Below are 17,558 nucleotides of genomic sequence, written 5' to 3' on the forward strand. Positions count from 1 at the left end.
GACGAAACATGTTCCTCTTTTTCTTTATTCACAAAGTTATAACATTCGACCTAGATTATTCGCCCAAACTGGCCTGTAAATCCTCTAAAACCGCATAGTTTGTTGCATCCATCTGAATTGGAGTTACACTCACAAAACCATTTGCAACTGCAAAAAAGTCAGATTGAATCTGGCTAGCAATACGCTGTGGGTCAGTAACTGCCTCACCTGCTAGACCAATCCAATAAACCTGTCTTCCTCTTGGGTCGACATGACTGGTGATTGGTTTAGATTGAGCACGGCGGCCTTGATAAGTAATTTGAGTCCCTTTAAGCTGTGGCACATCCGGAATATTAATATTAAAAATATGTCGCGGTGGTAGCGCAGGTAAACCTTTGGCAATAAAGTCATGCACCCACTTGGCTGCTTGCGCATAATCATCTTTATGATTGTATGAACGTACATCCGACCCAGCTAAAGAAACTGCAATTGCAGGTTGTTTCATTAAGCGGCCTTCAAACGCAGCACCGACTGTTCCCGAGTACAGAACATCGTCACCTAGGTTTGCGCCACTATTGATTCCACTCACAACCAAGTCAAATTCGAAATCGAATAGACCATTCATAGATAAATAAACGCAATCCGCTGGTGTTCCATTCACAGCCCACACATCTTCGGCAATTTGAATAGGACGTAAAGGACGATCAAGTGTTAACGCACTTGAAAAACCACTTCTCTCACTTTCTGGAGCAACCACGACAACACGGCCTAATGGTTTTAACGCTTCAGCTAAAGCTTGTATACCTGGTGCAAAGACACCGTCATCATTCGCAATTAAAATATTCACTAAAAATCTTTCTCGACAAATAAACCCGAAGGTTTTCTCAATTGAATTATTTGTTGAATTATATATATTTATGCCTCCATAGCATTATAAAATTGTGAAAAAATGAAAACTTTCGCTCCTTTTTTTCAAGTATTGGGGATCAGTATCACACTGTGTACACAGACGGTTTTTGCTGATGAGGTTATCTCGACACAAGAAGCTGATAGCTTAATTAAAGATGACATTGCATCTACTCAAGTTTTACAAGAAATTTGCCCGACTTTTGTTGGTGCAAATAAAAATCTTGAAACCAATACTAAAAAGATTATTGCAATGTACCTTGGCGGTTATTCCAATAAATCAATCACCTTCTCTGCGCTGCAAAATGATTCAGAATATAAAACCCTGCTAAATGAAGCTCGTCAGGCTGCAAAAGAAATGGATCACCATGAACAACATGAGCTTTGTGAAGAAGTGGTAAATTACAAAGACTAAGCCTATTTCACTTGATATGCTTTTCTTTAAAAGGTTTTCTGTTGATGTAAAGCAGAAAACCTACATAACAATACATTTTTTCCATTTTTTTAGCCCTTAAATTGTTTAAGCTATCGGCATATTTCAAATTTTTGTTTCAGGTTATCCATGTTTATGAAAAAAAGCTTAGTTCAATCTCTTTCTGTTGTTTTACTTATGACAATGGCAACAGTGGGTTATGCTGCTGACAAGAAAAAACCAACTGAAAATGAAAATGTTGTTGAAGTTACCCCAAATAAAGGCACTACACCGGAAGAGTTAGCAGCAATTCAGGTACTTTCTGAAATTTGCCCAAGTTTGATTGGCAAAAAAGATGCAGAATTTGCTCAAGGTTATGAACGTCTTGTAAAAGACTATTTGCCAAATGAAGCAGACCCAGTTGCAGCTTTAGAAAAACGTACAAAAGACAAAAGTTTCAAGAAAGTCTTAAAAGAAGCGCGTAATGATGCAAAAGCTGCTGGTAACGAGCAAAATACGTTAGTTTGTCAAGACGTAAAAGCTTATCAATCGCAAAACTAAATTAGTTAAAAACTCTCTAGTTACAATACTGTTCGAAAAAGCCGACTTCCCCCATAGAAGTCGGCTTTGCTTTGTCCTAAAATGCTAGGTTCTTCTGCTTCATACAAGATATTGGAATTACCTAGAATGACTCGAAAAAGCGCTATTGCTGCACTCCTCCTCTTACCAAGTTTTTCTTATGCAGCAACTGTCTTATCAGCTCCGCCAGAATTAAATAATAAGTCTTATGTATTAATGGATTACGAGACAGGACAAATTCTTGCTTCTAAAAATGAAAATGAAAAGCTTGCTCCTGCTTCTATGACTAAAATGATGACAAGCTACATCATTGAACAAAAACTATTAAAAGGTGAACTTACCGAGAATGAAAAGGTTCGTATGAACGAATCTGCTTGGTGTAAAGGCAGTAGTTCCGAATCATGTATGTATGTTCCATTAAATGGTACAGCAACTGTTTTAGAGATGCTTCGAGGTATTATCATCCAGTCTGGTAATGACGCATCAAAAGCAATGGCTGAGCATATTGCTGGAAATGAAGGTACTTTTGCTCACCTGATGAATCAGGAAGCAAAACGTATTGGCATGACCAATACCCAATTTATGAACTCTACGGGTTTACCTGCAGAAGGTCATTATTCAACTGCAAAAGATATGGCAGTTTTAGCTCAACATATTATTAAAGATAGCTCAAGATACTATCCAATTTACTCTGAGAAAGAGTTTACATTTAACGGTATCAAACAAGGTAACCGTAATGCTTTACTTTACACAGACCCAAGTGTTGATGGCCTAAAAACAGGTCATACCGATGAAGCTGGTTACTGCTTAACAACTTCAAGTAAACGCGGTCCAATGCGTTTAATCTCAGTGATTTTTGGTACCAATAGCGTTAATGAACGTGCAAACCAAACACGTGCATTATTGTCTTGGGGTTTTGCAAACTTTGAAACTGCAAATGTTCAACCTGCAAATCAAGTTCTTGCGAAAGCTAAAGTATGGTTTGGTAAAGAAAATGAAGTTCAAATTGGTTTAGCAGAGAACTTTAACGTTACTATGCCTAAAGGCAAAGCAGGCGGCATTAAAACTCAATTGGTTGTTCAACCAAATTTAAATGCGCCTCTTCAAAAAGGCCAAGTGGTTGGTAAACTTGTTGCAAGTTTAGATGGCAAGGTCATTGCTGAAAAACCTTTAGTTGCATTAAAACCTGTTGAAGAAGCAGGCTTCTTTGCACGTATGATCGACCATATCAAACAATTCTTTAGCAACTTATTCTAATTTTAGAGTAGTTGGATTAAGCACTCATGCTATTAGCTTGAGTGCTTTTTTATTTTATAATTTGATTAAATTTTATTTTGATACTTCTTATGACAAAAAACATCCGTCCCTATTTAGATCATCATCCACAAATTGATCCAAGCTGTTACATTGATGATATGTCAGTGGTTGTTGGTGATGTGAAATTGGCCGAAAATGTTTCAGTTTGGCCTTTTGCAGTCATTCGCGGAGATGTAAATAGCATTCAAATTGGTAAAAATAGTAATGTACAAGACCATTGTATGTTACATGTCAGCCATAAAAATGATGCAAAACCCAATGGTTCCCCGCTTATTATTGGTGAAGATGTGACTGTAGGTCATCATGTTACTTTACATGGCTGTACCATTGGTAACCGCGTACTAGTTGGTATCAATACCGTTATTTTAGATGATGTTGTTATTGAAGATGACGTGATGATTGGTGCAGGCAGTTTAGTTCCACCTCGTAAAGTCTTAAAAAGTGGTTATTTATATGTTGGAAGCCCTGTACAGCAAGTACGTCCTCTAACTGAAAAAGAATTGGCATTTTTACCTTATTCAGCAAGACATTATGTAAAAGTGCAAAACAACCATAAAGATACCCAAACAAATTAAAATGTACTGAGTTTTTTCAAACGATAGCGTTTTACGTTCCTCTATCGTTTGTAAGATCACCGTAGCCAAAAACCCCTAAATTTCGTATCATACGACTTTTAAATTCATGGTGCTTTTTTATGGCCGCATGGACTCCTCATGTCACTGTCGCTACAGTCGTAGAAAAAGATGGACGCTATCTTTTTGTTGAAGAACATAGCGAAGGTTTTGTACACACAGTGTTTAATCAACCTGCTGGTCATGTGGAATGTGGTGAAACGCTAATAGAAGCTGCCATTCGTGAAACTCTTGAAGAAACGGGTCATCATGTTGAGATAGATGCTTTACTTGGCATTTATACATATACTCCACCCATGTTTCCGGATCGGACTTACTATCGCTTCTGCTTTTTAGCGCACGTCACTCATGTCGAAAGCGACCCTAAACTTGATACAGGTATTGTTTCTGCTGTCTGGATGACTCTAGATGAGCTTCAAGAATCTGCCCGTGCTCGTAGCCCTCTGGTGATTAAAGCCCTTGAAGATGCTATAAAAGGTCACCATTATCCTTTAGCTCTTATTTATGAGCACCCTTTCTCTCCCTCATTAACTTCACATTTGGATGCCTAGTCCTATGCAACAACGTGTCATCGTCGGTATGTCTGGTGGCGTAGATTCATCTGTTTCTGCGGCGCTTTTACTTCAACAGGGTTATCAAGTTGAAGGTCTTTTCATGAAAAACTGGGAGGAAGATGACGGCACGGAATACTGTACAGCAATGGAAGATTTAGCCGATGCTCAAGCAGTAGCTGACAAAATAGGTATTAAACTCCATACCGCAAACTTTGCTATGGAATATTGGGATCGTGTATTTGAACTTTTCTTAGCTGAATATGCAGCGGGCCGCACCCCAAACCCAGATATCTTATGTAATAAAGAAATTAAGTTTCGTGCATTTTTAGACCATGCCATGACTTTAGGCGCAGATTTTATTGCAACAGGTCATTATGCTCGTCGTGCTGAAACTGCTTATAACTCTAAAGGTGAAGCATATGCACCTTTATTACGTGGTTTAGATAACAACAAAGACCAAACTTATTTCTTGCATGCAGTGCATGGCCGTGAAATTAATAAAACCCTATTCCCCGTTGGTGAAATTGAAAAGCCAGAAGTGCGTAGAATTGCCGAAGAACTGGACTTAGCAACGGCGAAGAAAAAAGATTCAACTGGTATATGCTTTATCGGCGAACGCCGCTTTAATGACTTCCTTAAACAATATTTACCCGCTCAACCAGGTAAAATCGTGCTGGATAACGGTAAAGAAGTTGGTGAACATCACGGTCTGATGTACTATACGCTCGGTCAGCGTGGCGGTATTGGTCTTGGTGGACTAAAAGGTGCAGCAGAAGGTGCATGGTTTGTACTTCATAAAGACCTTGCCAACAACCGATTAGTTGTAGGTCAAGGACATGAACACCCACTTATGCAAAGTACACAGCTTTGGAGTGAGTCAATTGACTGGGTAGCTGGAGAACAACATATTCCGACTGAAGGATTACGTTGTACTGCCAAAACACGCTATCGCCAACCTGATCAGGCTTGCACAGTGTTTATTGATGAAAATAGTGAACACGGTATTCGTGTTGAGTTTGATGAACCTCAACGCGCAGTCACACCTGGCCAAAGTGTTGTATTTTATTCGGATGAAGTTTGCTTAGGCGGGGGTGTGATTCACCATACAAATGCCCCTACACCAGATTTTATTTAAGGGAATGGATGGCATGGTGGAGTTACCCTTTCAACAATCACAAGCCTTGAATGTTCGCCAAAACCGTGCCCTTGCTTTGGCTGGGGTATTCCAAGCGACCCAGCTTACGCATATGACTGCCATGACTGGGCAACAAAGTATTGGTGAAAGCGGTAATTTCTATTTTGAGTTATTAATAAAGGCGAGTTTAAATATTCGCCCTACAATAAATAATAATAGTGTTCAGACTTTAGATTTTTTTAATCAACTGGCTGATATTTCATTAGGTCTTAAGACACTCGAAAATTGTATTACTCAGCCTTTTACCAATGCGCCTAAATCTCGTTTGCCTAAAATGCGTAGTGCAAAACTTCCCATGTCTTATGCGATGTCACTTTTGCAATTAGAAAAAAAGGTCTATAGCAATCCTGAATATGTAGCGATTATTGAAAAAGCACAGCAGAAAATTTTAAAACAGCTTTCTTTTTTCGATAATAACTATTTACACCCAAGTATTTTAGCCAATTTGGCGCAAACCTATGTAGATACCGCTGGGCAAATTAATCCACGTATTCTTGTTCGTGGTAATGCTGAGGCATTTAAAGATACCAACCATACTAACCGTATTCGTGCTTGTCTGTTTACAGGGCTTCAAATGGCTCATTTATGGCGACAACTCGGCGGTAGTTCATGGAACATGATTTTTAGCAAACGTAAATTGCTACAGGATATTCAAGCACTTGCTCGTTTACAGTACCAAGTTATCTAACGCTGTAACGAGATTATTTTTGTTTTATGTTTATTCCAGCATTAAGGAATCGTTATGAACGCTTTAACCGCACTATCACCATTAGATGGACGTTATGCCAGCAAATGTGATGCGCTACGCCCTTTTCTTTCTGAGTTTGGTTTAATTCATGCTCGTGTCACTGTAGAAGTGCGTTGGTTACAAGCGCTTTCTAACCGTCCAGAAATTATTGAAGTTGCTCCTTTCTCAACTGAAACAAATGCGGCTTTAGATGCAATCGTAAGCAACTTCTCTGAAGAAGATGCGAATCGCATTAAAGAAATTGAGCGTACAACTAACCATGACGTAAAAGCAGTTGAATATTTCTTGAAAGAGAAAATTGCTGGTATTTCTGAATTACAAAATGCTGGTGAGTTTATTCACTTCGCTTGTACATCAGAAGACATCAACAACTTGTCTCATGCGCTTATGCTTAAAAACGGTCGTGAAGTTTTAGTATCAAGCATGAAGCAAATTTTAAATGCAATTTCTGCTTTAGCAACAACTCATGCTGAACAACCTATGTTGTCTCGTACACATGGTCAAACTGCTAGCCCAACAACTTTGGGTAAAGAAATGGCAAACGTTGCATATCGTTTAGCTCGTCAAATCAAACAGTTTGAAAATGTTGAGTTACTAGGCAAAATCAATGGTGCGGTAGGTAACTACAATGCTCACCTTTCTGCTTACCCAGATGTTGACTGGGCTGCTCACGCACAAGCTTTTGTTGAATCTTTGGGTTTAACATTTAACCCATACACAACTCAAATCGAGCCACACGACTACATGGCTGAGTTGTTTGATGCATTACGTCGTTTCAATACGATTTTGATCGACTTTAACCGCGACGTATGGGGTTATATCTCTTTAGGTTACTTCAAGCAAAAACTTAAAGAAGGCGAAGTTGGTTCTTCAACTATGCCACACAAAGTTAACCCAATTGACTTTGAAAACTCTGAAGGTAACTTAGGCATTGCAAATGCAGTGTTGGCTCACTTAGGCGAAAAATTACCAATTTCTCGCTGGCAGCGTGACTTAACTGACTCAACTGTACTTCGTAACATGGGTGTTGGTTTTGCTCAAAGCTTAATTGCTTTTGATGCTTGCTTAAAAGGTGTTGGCAAACTTGAGCTTAATGCAAATCGTTTAAATGAAGATCTTGACCAAGCTCAAGAAGTTCTTGCAGAGCCAATTCAAACAGTTATGCGTCGTTACAACATTGAAAAACCATATGAGAAGTTAAAAGCTTTAACTCGTGGTCAAGCAATGACTCGCGACATGATGGTTGATTTCGTAAATGGTAACGAACTTGCTCAAGTACCAAGCGAAGAGCGTGCTCGTTTAGCTGAGCTTACTCCTGCAACTTATACGGGTAACGCAGCTGAACAAGCAAAACAAATTAATGAATTAATTAGTAAAATCTAATTAAAAAGTTAATCAAAAGCGAAGCCTAGGCTTCGCTTTTTTATTACACTTATACTCATCAAAATAAAGTTTTCCATAAAATGATCGAAAAAAATTTTCAACTTAAACACTATATTGCAATCAGCCTGCTTTTGATTGCCATTATTGTTTCAGGTATCAATCCTCTGGAGTTTGAAGCTTACTTACTTCATCAATCCGGCACTGTTTTAATGCTGATTTTACTTTTTATTATTTTCAAAAAAATTGGTCTCGATTTTTTAAGTTTTTGTTTTTATTTACTGTTTCTTTTAATACACGTAATTGGTGCTCATTATCTATATTCATACGTTCCGTATAACGACTGGATTCAGCACATCTTTCATTTTAATTTAGATGAATACATGGGTTGGTCTCGCAATATGTATGATCGACTTGTGCACTTTTCATATGGTGCTTTGCTCTACCCTCTTATTTATCGCGTTTTTCAAGTTTGGTTGCCGACTGCACGTCCGTTTTCCCTATTTTTACTTGTAGTTCAATTCGTGATGGCATCGAGTGTTTTTTATGAACTGATCGAATGGCTCATTGCTATTGGCTTATCACCTGAACAAGCTGAAAATTATAATGGGCAACAAGGCGACATGTGGGATGCCCATAAAGACATGTTACTCGCCACAATTGGATCAATTGTTTATGGAGTTATTACTCTTATAACAACACCGAAAATCAAAAATTAGCCATAAATAAAAAGCGCTCATTGAGCGCTTTTATATTTTACATAGAGTCTTTTAAACAACCGGATAAGTCTGTTCTAAAATATTTTGCAAAGGTGAAGAAGTCGTATTTGGTAAAATTTGATCAAGATTTGTTGTCTGGTCAACTGAAGTATTTACATCAGTTTGTTCAGGTGCTTGTGTAGGCTTTAATGCAGTCGATGCTAAAAGCTTTGCCACTGGATCTGAGTCACTCGCAGAAGAACTTTTCAATAAATCATCTATAGGAACAGTTTTCTGCTGGGTATTGGTCTCAGGTGTTGTATTTTGTGCGACTTTTAAAGTACTCAGTCCAACACTATCTGCTAAAGCTGGTTCATGTGTACCCAACGTATCTACTGAGGCATCAGCTAAACTTGCAGTTTTCGGTGCAACTACATAAAAGATAAATGGAGAGCTTGCTTCACTCGTAAGCCCTGCCGCATCAGTTTGAGTCAAAGTAATGCTATGCTTACCCAAAGCTAAGTCTTTATCAAATGTAAATGTCCATGATTTACCAGTTGATACAGTCACTACTCCAATTGCAATACCATTATCATAAATCGTAAGCGTCGCATTTGCCTCACCTGAACCTGTAAGTTTTGGTCTAGCATCATCCGTTTCTGAGCCAGATCCAATAGTGCCTTTTACATCCCCTACATCATCTTCTGCGCTATTTAATATAGGTTTTGTTGGAGGAATAGTATCTTTCGTACCCACAATATCGAAGCTTTCAGATCGGTTTCCAGCGTTATCGATGGCTGAAACAGAACCATGATTGTTATCAGTTAATGCTGGTGAAATGCTAATAGTAAATTTTCCATTCGCATCTGCTGTTCCACTACCAATAACCTTACCTGTCACATCTTTTATTTCAATTTTGGCATTTGCTTCGGCTGTACCAGTTACCGAATTACCATCTGCATTAATTTGAGCAGTTGGTTTATCCGGTGCAATCGAATCAGAACCTGGTTTAATTTCGATAGGCTTTGACGTATTGCCTGCTGCATCTTCAACAACTACTGTCCCTTTTTGAGACTCTTTTAAAGCAGGCGACAGCGTAATTTGAAACTCACCTTGGGCATCCGCCATGCCAGTTCCAATGACTTTGCCATCTGCATCTTTAATTTGAACTTTTGCATTTGCTTCGGTTTTACCATGTATTACCGACCCTTCTTTGTTAACTTCAACAAAAGGTGAAGCTGGTGGTACAGTGTCTTTACCCGCAATAATTTTAACTTCTTCAGATTTATTACCAGCAGCATCTTCGGCAACTACTTTGCCTCCAGCTTCACTAGTTAATGGTGGAGTAATTTTTAAAGAATAAATACCATCTTTATTTGCAAAAACAGTTCCTAATACTTTGCCAGTGGCATCATAAACTGTGATTTTTGCATTTGCTTCAGCCTTACCAGTTACCAATGTTCCATCATCGTTCAATTGAGCCTGTGGAGCATCTGGGGCAATTGTATCTTTTGTTCCTGTTACAACAGTCGCTTTTGAATTATTTCCAGCTCCATCCTGAGCAATAACATTTAATTTATCACCATTCACGAGTGGCTTATCTAATTTAATCGTGTAGTTACCACTTGCATCTGCAACACCTGATGCAACCGTATTGCCTGCAGCATCTTTAAGATAGATTTTTGCATTCGCTTCAGTTTTACCAGTCACTGTCACGGTATCATCAGCAAGCGTAGCTGTAGGAGCAGCAGGTGCGATTAAATCAGGCGCACTTGATGAATCCTCCTTATCATCTTTCTTAAAAGCCCAAAGATATAGTCCTTCCGCAGCTAAAACTGCTAGACCTGCTTTAAGTACGCTTCCCATTGAAAAACTTGGATCACTATCAACCGCGATGTTTGCAGCGGCTGGACTAGTACTGCCGTAACCTAAATCTGTAACGTGATTTAAGCCTTTATAGTCGATTACTTTACCTTGGGCATCGAATTGTGCTTCAACAAATTTTCCATGTTCAGTCGGAAAAACAAGGGAATGCTCTGTTGTATTTGTTGCTTCATTAAAGAAATTTTCTAAGACAATTGTCTCGCCATTCTTTAAGTGGATGACTAGGCGCCCACCCTGTTTTTCCATCGATGCAATATCTTTTTGACTGATACCAATTTGAATGATCGTAGGTTGATTCAAAATTACTTTATTGAGCTGACCATCTTGCAGAACGTCCAAACCCTTTTTGGATGCTACAATTATTCTTGTCATTATTTCCTATCCTGAATTTCAGTTATATTTTTAAATGTTTAACTTTTTAAATGAGTCATCTAAAAGCTATTTTATTGTTGCCTAAAATATCAAAATCACTTACCCATCACAATTCAATAAGTATATTTATCAATAATATTTTTTTTCTTTCCATTCAAAATATAACTAAACAGGACAGACATAAAACGTATATATTACATTCTTAAGTAAAAGTAGCTAAATCCACCTATAAGGACTAAAACAAATAAAGTCATATAATTCGTTATTTTCTTATCAGCAAGTGTCATCTTAAGCATAGTCCAACCCTGAAAGCGTTTCGCAAGTATGCTATTTAAAACAAGTGTCGAAAGATGCACGATAACTAAGGCTAAAAATAAGTTTGCGAAAAATGAATGTAAGTCTCTCAAAGAATAAGTAAAGTGCTCTGTTCCGTATCCAAGTGCTACAACAACAGGAATGAGTATGAAAATAAATACAATCGAAGCTTGAAATAGTCCAATGCTGAACAGTTGAATTGAATTTTTCGAAAAAATACTTGCTGAATTTGCATGACTAAATGATTTTTTAATTGCATTGAATGCCATACTGCTGCGCTTTTTTATGCCAAATGGTGCGCTATTTGAAACACGCGGGCTTAAAAAATGCCAAATAACTCGTATGATAATACTGATGAGAAGTATATAACCAAACATCATATGCACTTGATGTAGGTCTTCATTATCGCCTGTAAAGTAAGCTCCAGTAAAAGCAATCATAATAATGATGTGTAAAATTCTTATGAGAATATCAATATGCGACAAAGTCTTTGACATCATAAAACTCAAAATTTAGGAATTAACTCATACTTTGGCAATTGAAACTTAAACAAATATTAAGCAAATTCTTTTAATCATCGATATAAAAAGAGCACCCATTAAGGTGCTCTTTCTTTTATAAATATCTTAATTAAAATTTTGTATCACGCATTTGAACTAGCGTTGAATTCGCTTTTGCCAAAGTGTCTGCAACTTTATTCATTACCGCCGGAATCAGGCTATCCGCCATTTGAGCAGCTTGTAAACCCAACTTTTCACCCAAAGTTGCCTTTTTACGTGTGTTGATCACATAGACATCATGCTGAGGTAATAAAGCTAATAAATACTCATCAGAAGTTTCTAGTTTATCTACAAGGTTTAAATCAAGCGCATCTTGTCCATACCAATGCTCGCCTGTAGCAACTTTATCTACATTCAGCTGTGGACGATATTTCTCTACAAAGTGCTTAAACAAGACATGTGTTTGTTGTAGCTCTTCTTCAAACTTAGCTTTACCTTCAGGCGTATTTTCACCAAACATGGTCACAGTACGCTTATATTGCCCTGCTGTATAAAGTTCGAAGTCAACGTTATGCTGTTTTAAAAGACGATTGAAATTTGGAACCTGAGCAACGACACCAATAGAGCCAACAACAGCAAATGGTGCAGAAATAATTTCATTTGCAATACAAGCCATCATATAACCGCCACTTGCAGCGACTTTGTCGACACAAATCGTTAAATGAAAACCTGCATCACGTAAACGAACCAATTGAGCTGCTGCTAGTCCATAACCATGAACCATACCACCTGGGCTTTCAAGACGTACCACTACGCGGTCACGTCCAGCTTTAGCTGTAGCTAAAATAAGTGTGATTTCTTCACGAAGGTTTTCAACCGCAGATGCTTGAATGTCACCCTTAAAATCTAAAACAAAAATTTTCTGATTGTTCTTACGGCGGATTTTAGCTTCTTTCGCAAGTTGTTGAGCTAATTGTAAAAGCTCTAAACGACTTGCTGTGGTTTGTGCAATTTTTTTTCTCTGTTCATTTACACGTGCATTTAAATGACTAACACGTATTTCCGCAGGGAGTTTAGGCAAATGGAATAACATAAAATTCTATGCTCATAAGTTTGTCTTTATAGCCTTAAGATGTGGTTCTTTTGATTAAAATTCAATAGCGATTTTGCAAAATAGATTCATTTTCATTTATTGAATAAAAAAAAGAGCACAAGGCTCTTTTTCTTTTACAGCTATAAATTAACCGAAACGGCCAGTAATGTACGCTTCTGTTAATTGATGATCAGGTTGCGTAAATACTTTTTCTGTAGAGTTTACTTCAATTAAATCACCTAAATGGAAGTAAGCTGTACGGTCTGAAACACGTGCTGCTTGTTGCATTGAGTGCGTTACAATCACAATCGTATATTGATCAGAAAGTTCTGAAATAAGCTCTTCCACTTTTGCTGTTGCAATTGGGTCAAGTGCAGAACATGGTTCATCCATCAAAATGACTTCAGGACTTACTGCAATCGTACGTGCAATACATAAACGTTGTTGCTGACCACCAGATAAACCTGTACCTGGCTGATTCAAACGATCTTTCACTTCTTCCCATAAGCCCGCTTTACGCAAGCTATTTTCAACAATTTCTTCTAGGTCATATTTGTCACGTGCTAGACCGTGTAGCTTTGGTCCATATGCAACGTTATCAAAAATAGACTTAGGAAATGGGTTTGGCTTTTGGAATACCATGCCCACCTGAGCACGTAGCAATACAACGTCCAGATTTGGATCATAGATATTTTTATTATCTAAAGTGATCTTACCTGTTACACGACAACCATCAATCGTGTCATTCATACGGTTTAGAGTACGTAGGAAAGTCGATTTACCACAACCTGATGGTCCAATGAATGCAATCACTTCATTTTGATAGATATCTAAATCGATGCCTTTAATTGCTTCAAAGTCCCCATAGTAAACATGGGCATCTTGTGCACTAATTTTGATTTCAGTTGAGTTCTGCTTTTTTGAAGTTTGCGGTTCAAAATGCGAAACATATGAAGTGCCATGGTTCAGCGGCTTATCTGTAAATTGAGACTGTTCAGTATTCACTAACTTATCCTTTTCTAAGGAATTCGTAATATCAATAGTATTCATTATTTATCCTCTATTACCAACGCACTTCGAACTTTTTACGTAACCAAATTGCAAGGCTGTTTAAACCAATCATTAATGCAAGAAGTACGATAATCGCAGCAGCAGTACGGCCTTCGAAGAAGTTACGCAACTCATTACCCTGCCATAAGTAAACTTGAACAGGTAAAGCAGTTGCTTGATCAAATGGAGTGGTTGGAATACTTGCAACGAATGCACTCATTCCGATTAAAAGTAACGGCGCAGTTTCACCAAGGGCGTGTGCAACACCAATAATTGAACCTGTCATGATCCCTGGCATCGCCAAAGGTAAAACATGATGGAAAACGGTTTGTACTTTTGAAGCCCCCAAACCAAGTGCAGCTTGACGAATTGATGGTGGCACAGCTTTTAAAGAAGCACGTGTTGTAATAATGACTGTTGGTAATGTCATTAAACTTAGTACCAAACCACCAACGAACGGAGCCGACAATGGTAAGTGCATCCAGCCAATGAAAATGGCAGCACCAAGTAAACCGAACACAATTGAAGGAACAGCCGCAAGGTTATTAATGTTGACTTCAATAATGTCTGTAAGAAAGTTCTTTGGTGCAAACTCTTCCAGATAAATAGCACTCGCTACACCAATTGGGATCGAAATAATGATCACAATCAGCATCATAAATAACGAGCCCATGAATGCACCTGCAAGACCACTAATTGCTGGTGAACTACGAGAGTCCGGATTTGTAAATAAATTGGTATTAAATGTATTTTCGAGAATACCCTTTGCTTTCAAATCATCTGCAAGCTTACGAGTTTCCGGGTCAAGCTGTTGCTGGTCATCTGGTAATGAGCGGTCAATGTTACCTTTTAACCATACGTCTACGTTAGCATCGCCCAAGAAAGTAAGGTTCTCTTTTTTACCAATCAGCGATGGGTCAGCAAATACCATGTCACGTAAACGATAAGCTTCAGAACTTGCATAAAGGCTACGTAAGGAATCACGCTGTGACTCAAGTGAAGGGTCTTTAGCAACCATACCATTTACGATCAGGCTATCCCAATCCACCATACCCATTTTTGTTTGCCAATCGACATAACGTTCTTGGTAATGCGCCGGTGTTTCACCCTGAGTACGAACAGGCACAGGACCCGCATCAATCACTTTAGGGTCAAAGTAAACTGGAACATTCATGCTGGTTTGCCAAAATGCTGGTAAACCTTTTGCCAAAATACTACCGAACAATAGCGCAACGAATGCAAGACCAATAACAACTGCCGATAAACCAGCAATACGGAAAGCTTTTTCTTTACGGTGACGCTTCGCCAATGATTTTTCAATCACTTTTTTACGGCGATCACGCGCCTGAGCAGCAGCTTGTGGATCAAATACGTTCTGATCCATAGGAGACGATGTATTTGATGTACTCATTCGTATTGCTCACGGTATTTACGCACAATGTACAGTGCAACAATGTTTAATCCCAAGGTAATCACAAAGAGTGTTAAACCCAGTGCAAATGCCACCAAGGCTTGCGGGCTTGCAAAATCGGTATCGCCAGTTAACTGCTTTACGATGGTTACAGTCACTGTCGAAACAGCTTCAAACGGATTTGCATGTAGAAGTGGACTGTTCCCCGCTGCCAAAACCACAATCATGGTTTCCCCTACGGCACGCGATACAGCCAATAAAAATGCCCCAGTAATACCCGGTAAAGCTGCTGGTAAAACCACTTGGCGGATTGTTTCTGATTTGGTTGCGCCAAGTCCAAGTGAACCATCACGAAGTGCACGTGGAACTTGAGTAATAATGTCATCTGACAAAGATGAAACAAATGGGATAATCATGATTCCCATTACGAAACCTGCAGTCAAAGCACTGGTTGCGTTAATTTCGATACCAATATGAGCACCAACAGCTTTAAAGAATGGACCAATAACCATCATGGCAAAAACACCATAAACAATCGTTGGAATACCCGCTAAAACTTCAATGGTTGGTTTGGCCCATGAGCGTAACCATGGAGATGCGTATTCAGCTAAATAAATAGCAATCATTAAGCCAACTGGTACGGCAACCAATAAAGCAATACCACTGACCATGAGCGTACCCCATAGTAATGGTAATAAACCATAGCTACCTTCTGCATTACCTGAAGTACTAAAACCTGGGTTCCATTCAGTTCCAAAGAAAAAGTCAATTGGACTTACAAAATGGAAGAAGTGCATTGCTTCACCAAACATCGACATTACAATGCCGATAGTGGTTAAGATTGCAACACCAGAACACAGGATTAAAGCAACATTAATGGCACGTTCAACTTGGTTACGAGCGCGATATTCTTGATTGATTTTTTTCTTTGCCCAGACCAAGCCTAGTAAGGCAGCACAAACAACAACAGCAAATTTGGCAAAAGAGCCAATAGTTTGAAATTTTGCATATTGCTGAGCCGCAGCCAACTCATAAGCTTCTGGATGATCACTTACCCCAAAACCTGAAGCAATCGATTGAACTCGATCAACAAGAACACTTCTTGCTGCTTCATCTAGAGATGCAGCGACAGAAGCAGGAACATTATTAAAGATAATATGATTTAAAATACTTGGCTCAACCAAGTTCCAAATGATCAAAATTAAAAAAGCAGGGATACCGCACCAAAGCCCAACCAGTGCGCCATAATAACCAGGACGAGAATGTAGTGTCGCCGAGTTGCTTCCCTTACCTGCTAGGTGGCGGCTCTTTCTTAGCCCAAGTTGATATGCAATTGCCACAAGGGCTAACAACACACCGATAAGTAGCAGATTCATGTATTCTCCACTGTTTTCTCAATTGTCATAATTTGGGAAAAACGTGTTAGACAAAAAGGCTGATGATCACTTGGGATCACCAGCCCCTATTCAAAACAAATTATTTAACAGTTTTACCTGCTTTAAAGTCAGCCAAGACTTTAGCGCGTTCTGCATCAGACATTGCGATTAAACCGTCACGCTCAGCTTTAGAACCTTTACCAGTCGCTTTTTTGCTTAGGAAGTATTCTACATACTGTGGTAAACCTTTAACTGATTTTAAGTGTTCGCCTTTCACATAGAAGAACAATGGGCGAGATACAGGGTATGTACCGTTTAACACAGTTTTCTCAGAAGGAAGTACGTTGTTTACTGATGCTACACGTAACTTGTCACGGTTCATGTCATAGAAGCTTAAACCGAACACGCCTACCGCACTTGGAGAAGTCTTTAAGCGAGCTAAAGTTTCTGTATAGTCGCCAGCAATTTCAATTACACGACCGTCTTTACGGAAAGTCGAACATGCTTTCTTCTGAGCATCTTTATCTAAGTTTTTGAAGTATTCGTATGATTCACAACCAGCATCAACCATTTTCTCTTGGAAAACTTCACGCGTACCGTGGTTAGACGCAGGAATTACAAGCGTAATAGGTTCGTTAGGAAGTGATTTGTCGATTTGGTTCCAGTTTGTATATGGGTTTGGAACCAATTTACCTTTTGAAGGTAACTGCGCAGCTAAAGCAGCAAACACATGGTAAGGCTTTAATTTATAAGCTGCTTTGTGTGAGCTAGACGCGAATACGATACCGTCATAACCAATTTTGATTTCTTGAATTTGTTTTACACCAGCTTTGTTACAAGCTTCAATTTCAGTGCTTTTAATTTTACGAGAAGCGTTTGCAACGTCGATTGTGTTGTCACCAACACCTTGACAGAACTGCTTTAAACCAGCAGAAGAACCACCAGAACCCACAACAGGAGTTTTAAATTGAGGGAATGTATTACCAAATTCTTCAGCTACAACGCTGGCAAACGGTAATACAGTTGAAGAACCAGCAATTTGAATCGTATCACGAGCTGCATTTGCAGTCGTAGTTACAGCGGCCCCAGTTACTGCTAACGCAATTGCGATTTGACGTGGATTTAAGCGCATTCTGTTCTCTCTCATTAATGCAATA

The 17,558-nt window shown here is 38.8% G+C and carries 17 protein-coding genes; 9 read left to right on the plus strand and 8 right to left on the minus strand.

Features of this window, described 5'->3' with window-relative positions; all coding sequences use genetic code 11:
* Window positions 1-55: 55 nt before the first annotated feature.
* The gene (gene surE / locus AC056_RS06470) at window positions 56-826 is read right to left on the minus strand and encodes a 5'/3'-nucleotidase SurE (protein WP_004700156.1); all 771 of its coding nucleotides are present in this window, start codon (window positions 824-826) and stop codon (window positions 56-58) included.
* A 102-nt stretch (window positions 827-928) separates the two neighbouring features.
* Here surE and AC056_RS06475 point away from each other — a divergent pair, with 102 nt between their 5' ends.
* From AC056_RS06475 to AC056_RS06515, 9 genes are all read left to right on the plus strand, one after another.
* Window positions 929-1,300 carry an MCR_0457 family protein gene (locus AC056_RS06475; protein ID WP_077163093.1) on the plus strand — a complete coding sequence of 124 codons (372 nt, stop codon included), beginning with the start codon at window positions 929-931 and terminating at the stop codon, window positions 1,298-1,300.
* A 147-nt stretch (window positions 1,301-1,447) separates the two neighbouring features.
* A complete protein-coding gene (locus tag AC056_RS06480; protein WP_004700152.1) occupies window positions 1,448-1,858 on the plus strand; it encodes an MCR_0457 family protein in 411 nt (136 codons plus the stop codon).
* A gap of 126 nt (window positions 1,859-1,984) precedes the next feature.
* Window positions 1,985-3,133: a D-alanyl-D-alanine carboxypeptidase PBP5/6 gene (dacC, locus tag AC056_RS06485; RefSeq protein ID WP_004700150.1), complete on the plus strand. Its 1,149-nt coding sequence runs from the start codon at window positions 1,985-1,987 to the stop codon at window positions 3,131-3,133.
* An 89-nt stretch (window positions 3,134-3,222) separates the two neighbouring features.
* Complete coding sequence (locus AC056_RS06490; RefSeq protein WP_004700148.1) at window positions 3,223-3,768, plus strand: gamma carbonic anhydrase family protein; 546 nt, start codon at window positions 3,223-3,225, stop codon at window positions 3,766-3,768.
* A gap of 119 nt (window positions 3,769-3,887) precedes the next feature.
* Complete coding sequence (locus AC056_RS06495) at window positions 3,888-4,376, plus strand: NUDIX hydrolase (RefSeq protein WP_004700146.1); 489 nt, start codon at window positions 3,888-3,890, stop codon at window positions 4,374-4,376.
* Window positions 4,377-4,380: 4 nt separating this feature from the next.
* A complete protein-coding gene (gene mnmA / locus AC056_RS06500; RefSeq protein ID WP_004700144.1) occupies window positions 4,381-5,514 on the plus strand; it encodes a tRNA 2-thiouridine(34) synthase MnmA in 1,134 nt (377 codons plus the stop codon).
* A 13-nt stretch (window positions 5,515-5,527) separates the two neighbouring features.
* On the plus strand, window positions 5,528-6,262 hold the full coding sequence (gene hflD, locus AC056_RS06505; protein WP_049065896.1) for a high frequency lysogenization protein HflD: 735 nt from the start codon (window positions 5,528-5,530) through the stop codon (window positions 6,260-6,262).
* 54 nt (window positions 6,263-6,316) lie between these two features.
* Window positions 6,317-7,705, plus strand: coding sequence for an adenylosuccinate lyase (gene purB, locus AC056_RS06510; protein ID WP_077163095.1), 1,389 nt, complete (start codon window positions 6,317-6,319; stop codon window positions 7,703-7,705).
* An 80-nt stretch (window positions 7,706-7,785) separates the two neighbouring features.
* On the plus strand, window positions 7,786-8,421 hold the full coding sequence (locus tag AC056_RS06515) for a DUF2238 domain-containing protein (RefSeq protein WP_077163096.1): 636 nt from the start codon (window positions 7,786-7,788) through the stop codon (window positions 8,419-8,421).
* 51 nt (window positions 8,422-8,472) lie between these two features.
* Here the strand turns inward: AC056_RS06515 and blp2 are convergent, their stop codons facing one another.
* From blp2 to AC056_RS06550, 7 genes are all read right to left on the minus strand, one after another.
* Window positions 8,473-10,656, minus strand: coding sequence for an Ig-like repeat protein Blp2 (blp2, locus tag AC056_RS06520; protein WP_139344626.1), 2,184 nt, complete (start codon window positions 10,654-10,656; stop codon window positions 8,473-8,475).
* A gap of 194 nt (window positions 10,657-10,850) precedes the next feature.
* Window positions 10,851-11,468, minus strand: coding sequence for a cytochrome b/b6 domain-containing protein (locus AC056_RS06525; RefSeq protein ID WP_077163097.1), 618 nt, complete (start codon window positions 11,466-11,468; stop codon window positions 10,851-10,853).
* Between the two features lie 133 nt (window positions 11,469-11,601).
* The gene (gene sohB, locus AC056_RS06530; protein ID WP_019457719.1) at window positions 11,602-12,564 is read right to left on the minus strand and encodes a protease SohB; all 963 of its coding nucleotides are present in this window, start codon (window positions 12,562-12,564) and stop codon (window positions 11,602-11,604) included.
* Window positions 12,565-12,711: 147 nt separating this feature from the next.
* Window positions 12,712-13,614, minus strand: a complete 903-nt coding sequence (gene pstB / locus AC056_RS06535) for a phosphate ABC transporter ATP-binding protein PstB (protein WP_004700130.1) — start codon at window positions 13,612-13,614, stop codon at window positions 12,712-12,714.
* Window positions 13,615-13,627: 13 nt separating this feature from the next.
* On the minus strand, window positions 13,628-15,025 hold the full coding sequence (gene pstA / locus AC056_RS06540; protein ID WP_004700128.1) for a phosphate ABC transporter permease PstA: 1,398 nt from the start codon (window positions 15,023-15,025) through the stop codon (window positions 13,628-13,630).
* Window positions 15,022-16,401, minus strand: a complete 1,380-nt coding sequence (gene pstC / locus AC056_RS06545) for a phosphate ABC transporter permease subunit PstC (RefSeq protein ID WP_039254447.1) — start codon at window positions 16,399-16,401, stop codon at window positions 15,022-15,024. Before pstC ends, pstA begins: the two co-directional genes overlap by 4 nt.
* Window positions 16,402-16,501: 100 nt before the next feature.
* Window positions 16,502-17,533, minus strand: coding sequence for a substrate-binding domain-containing protein (locus AC056_RS06550; protein WP_004707648.1), 1,032 nt, complete (start codon window positions 17,531-17,533; stop codon window positions 16,502-16,504).
* Between the last annotated feature and the right edge of the window lie 25 nt (window positions 17,534-17,558).

Origin of the sequence: Acinetobacter genomosp. 33YU (assembly GCF_001990725.1) — a bacterium.
GTDB lineage: Bacteria > Pseudomonadota > Gammaproteobacteria > Pseudomonadales > Moraxellaceae > Acinetobacter > Acinetobacter seifertii.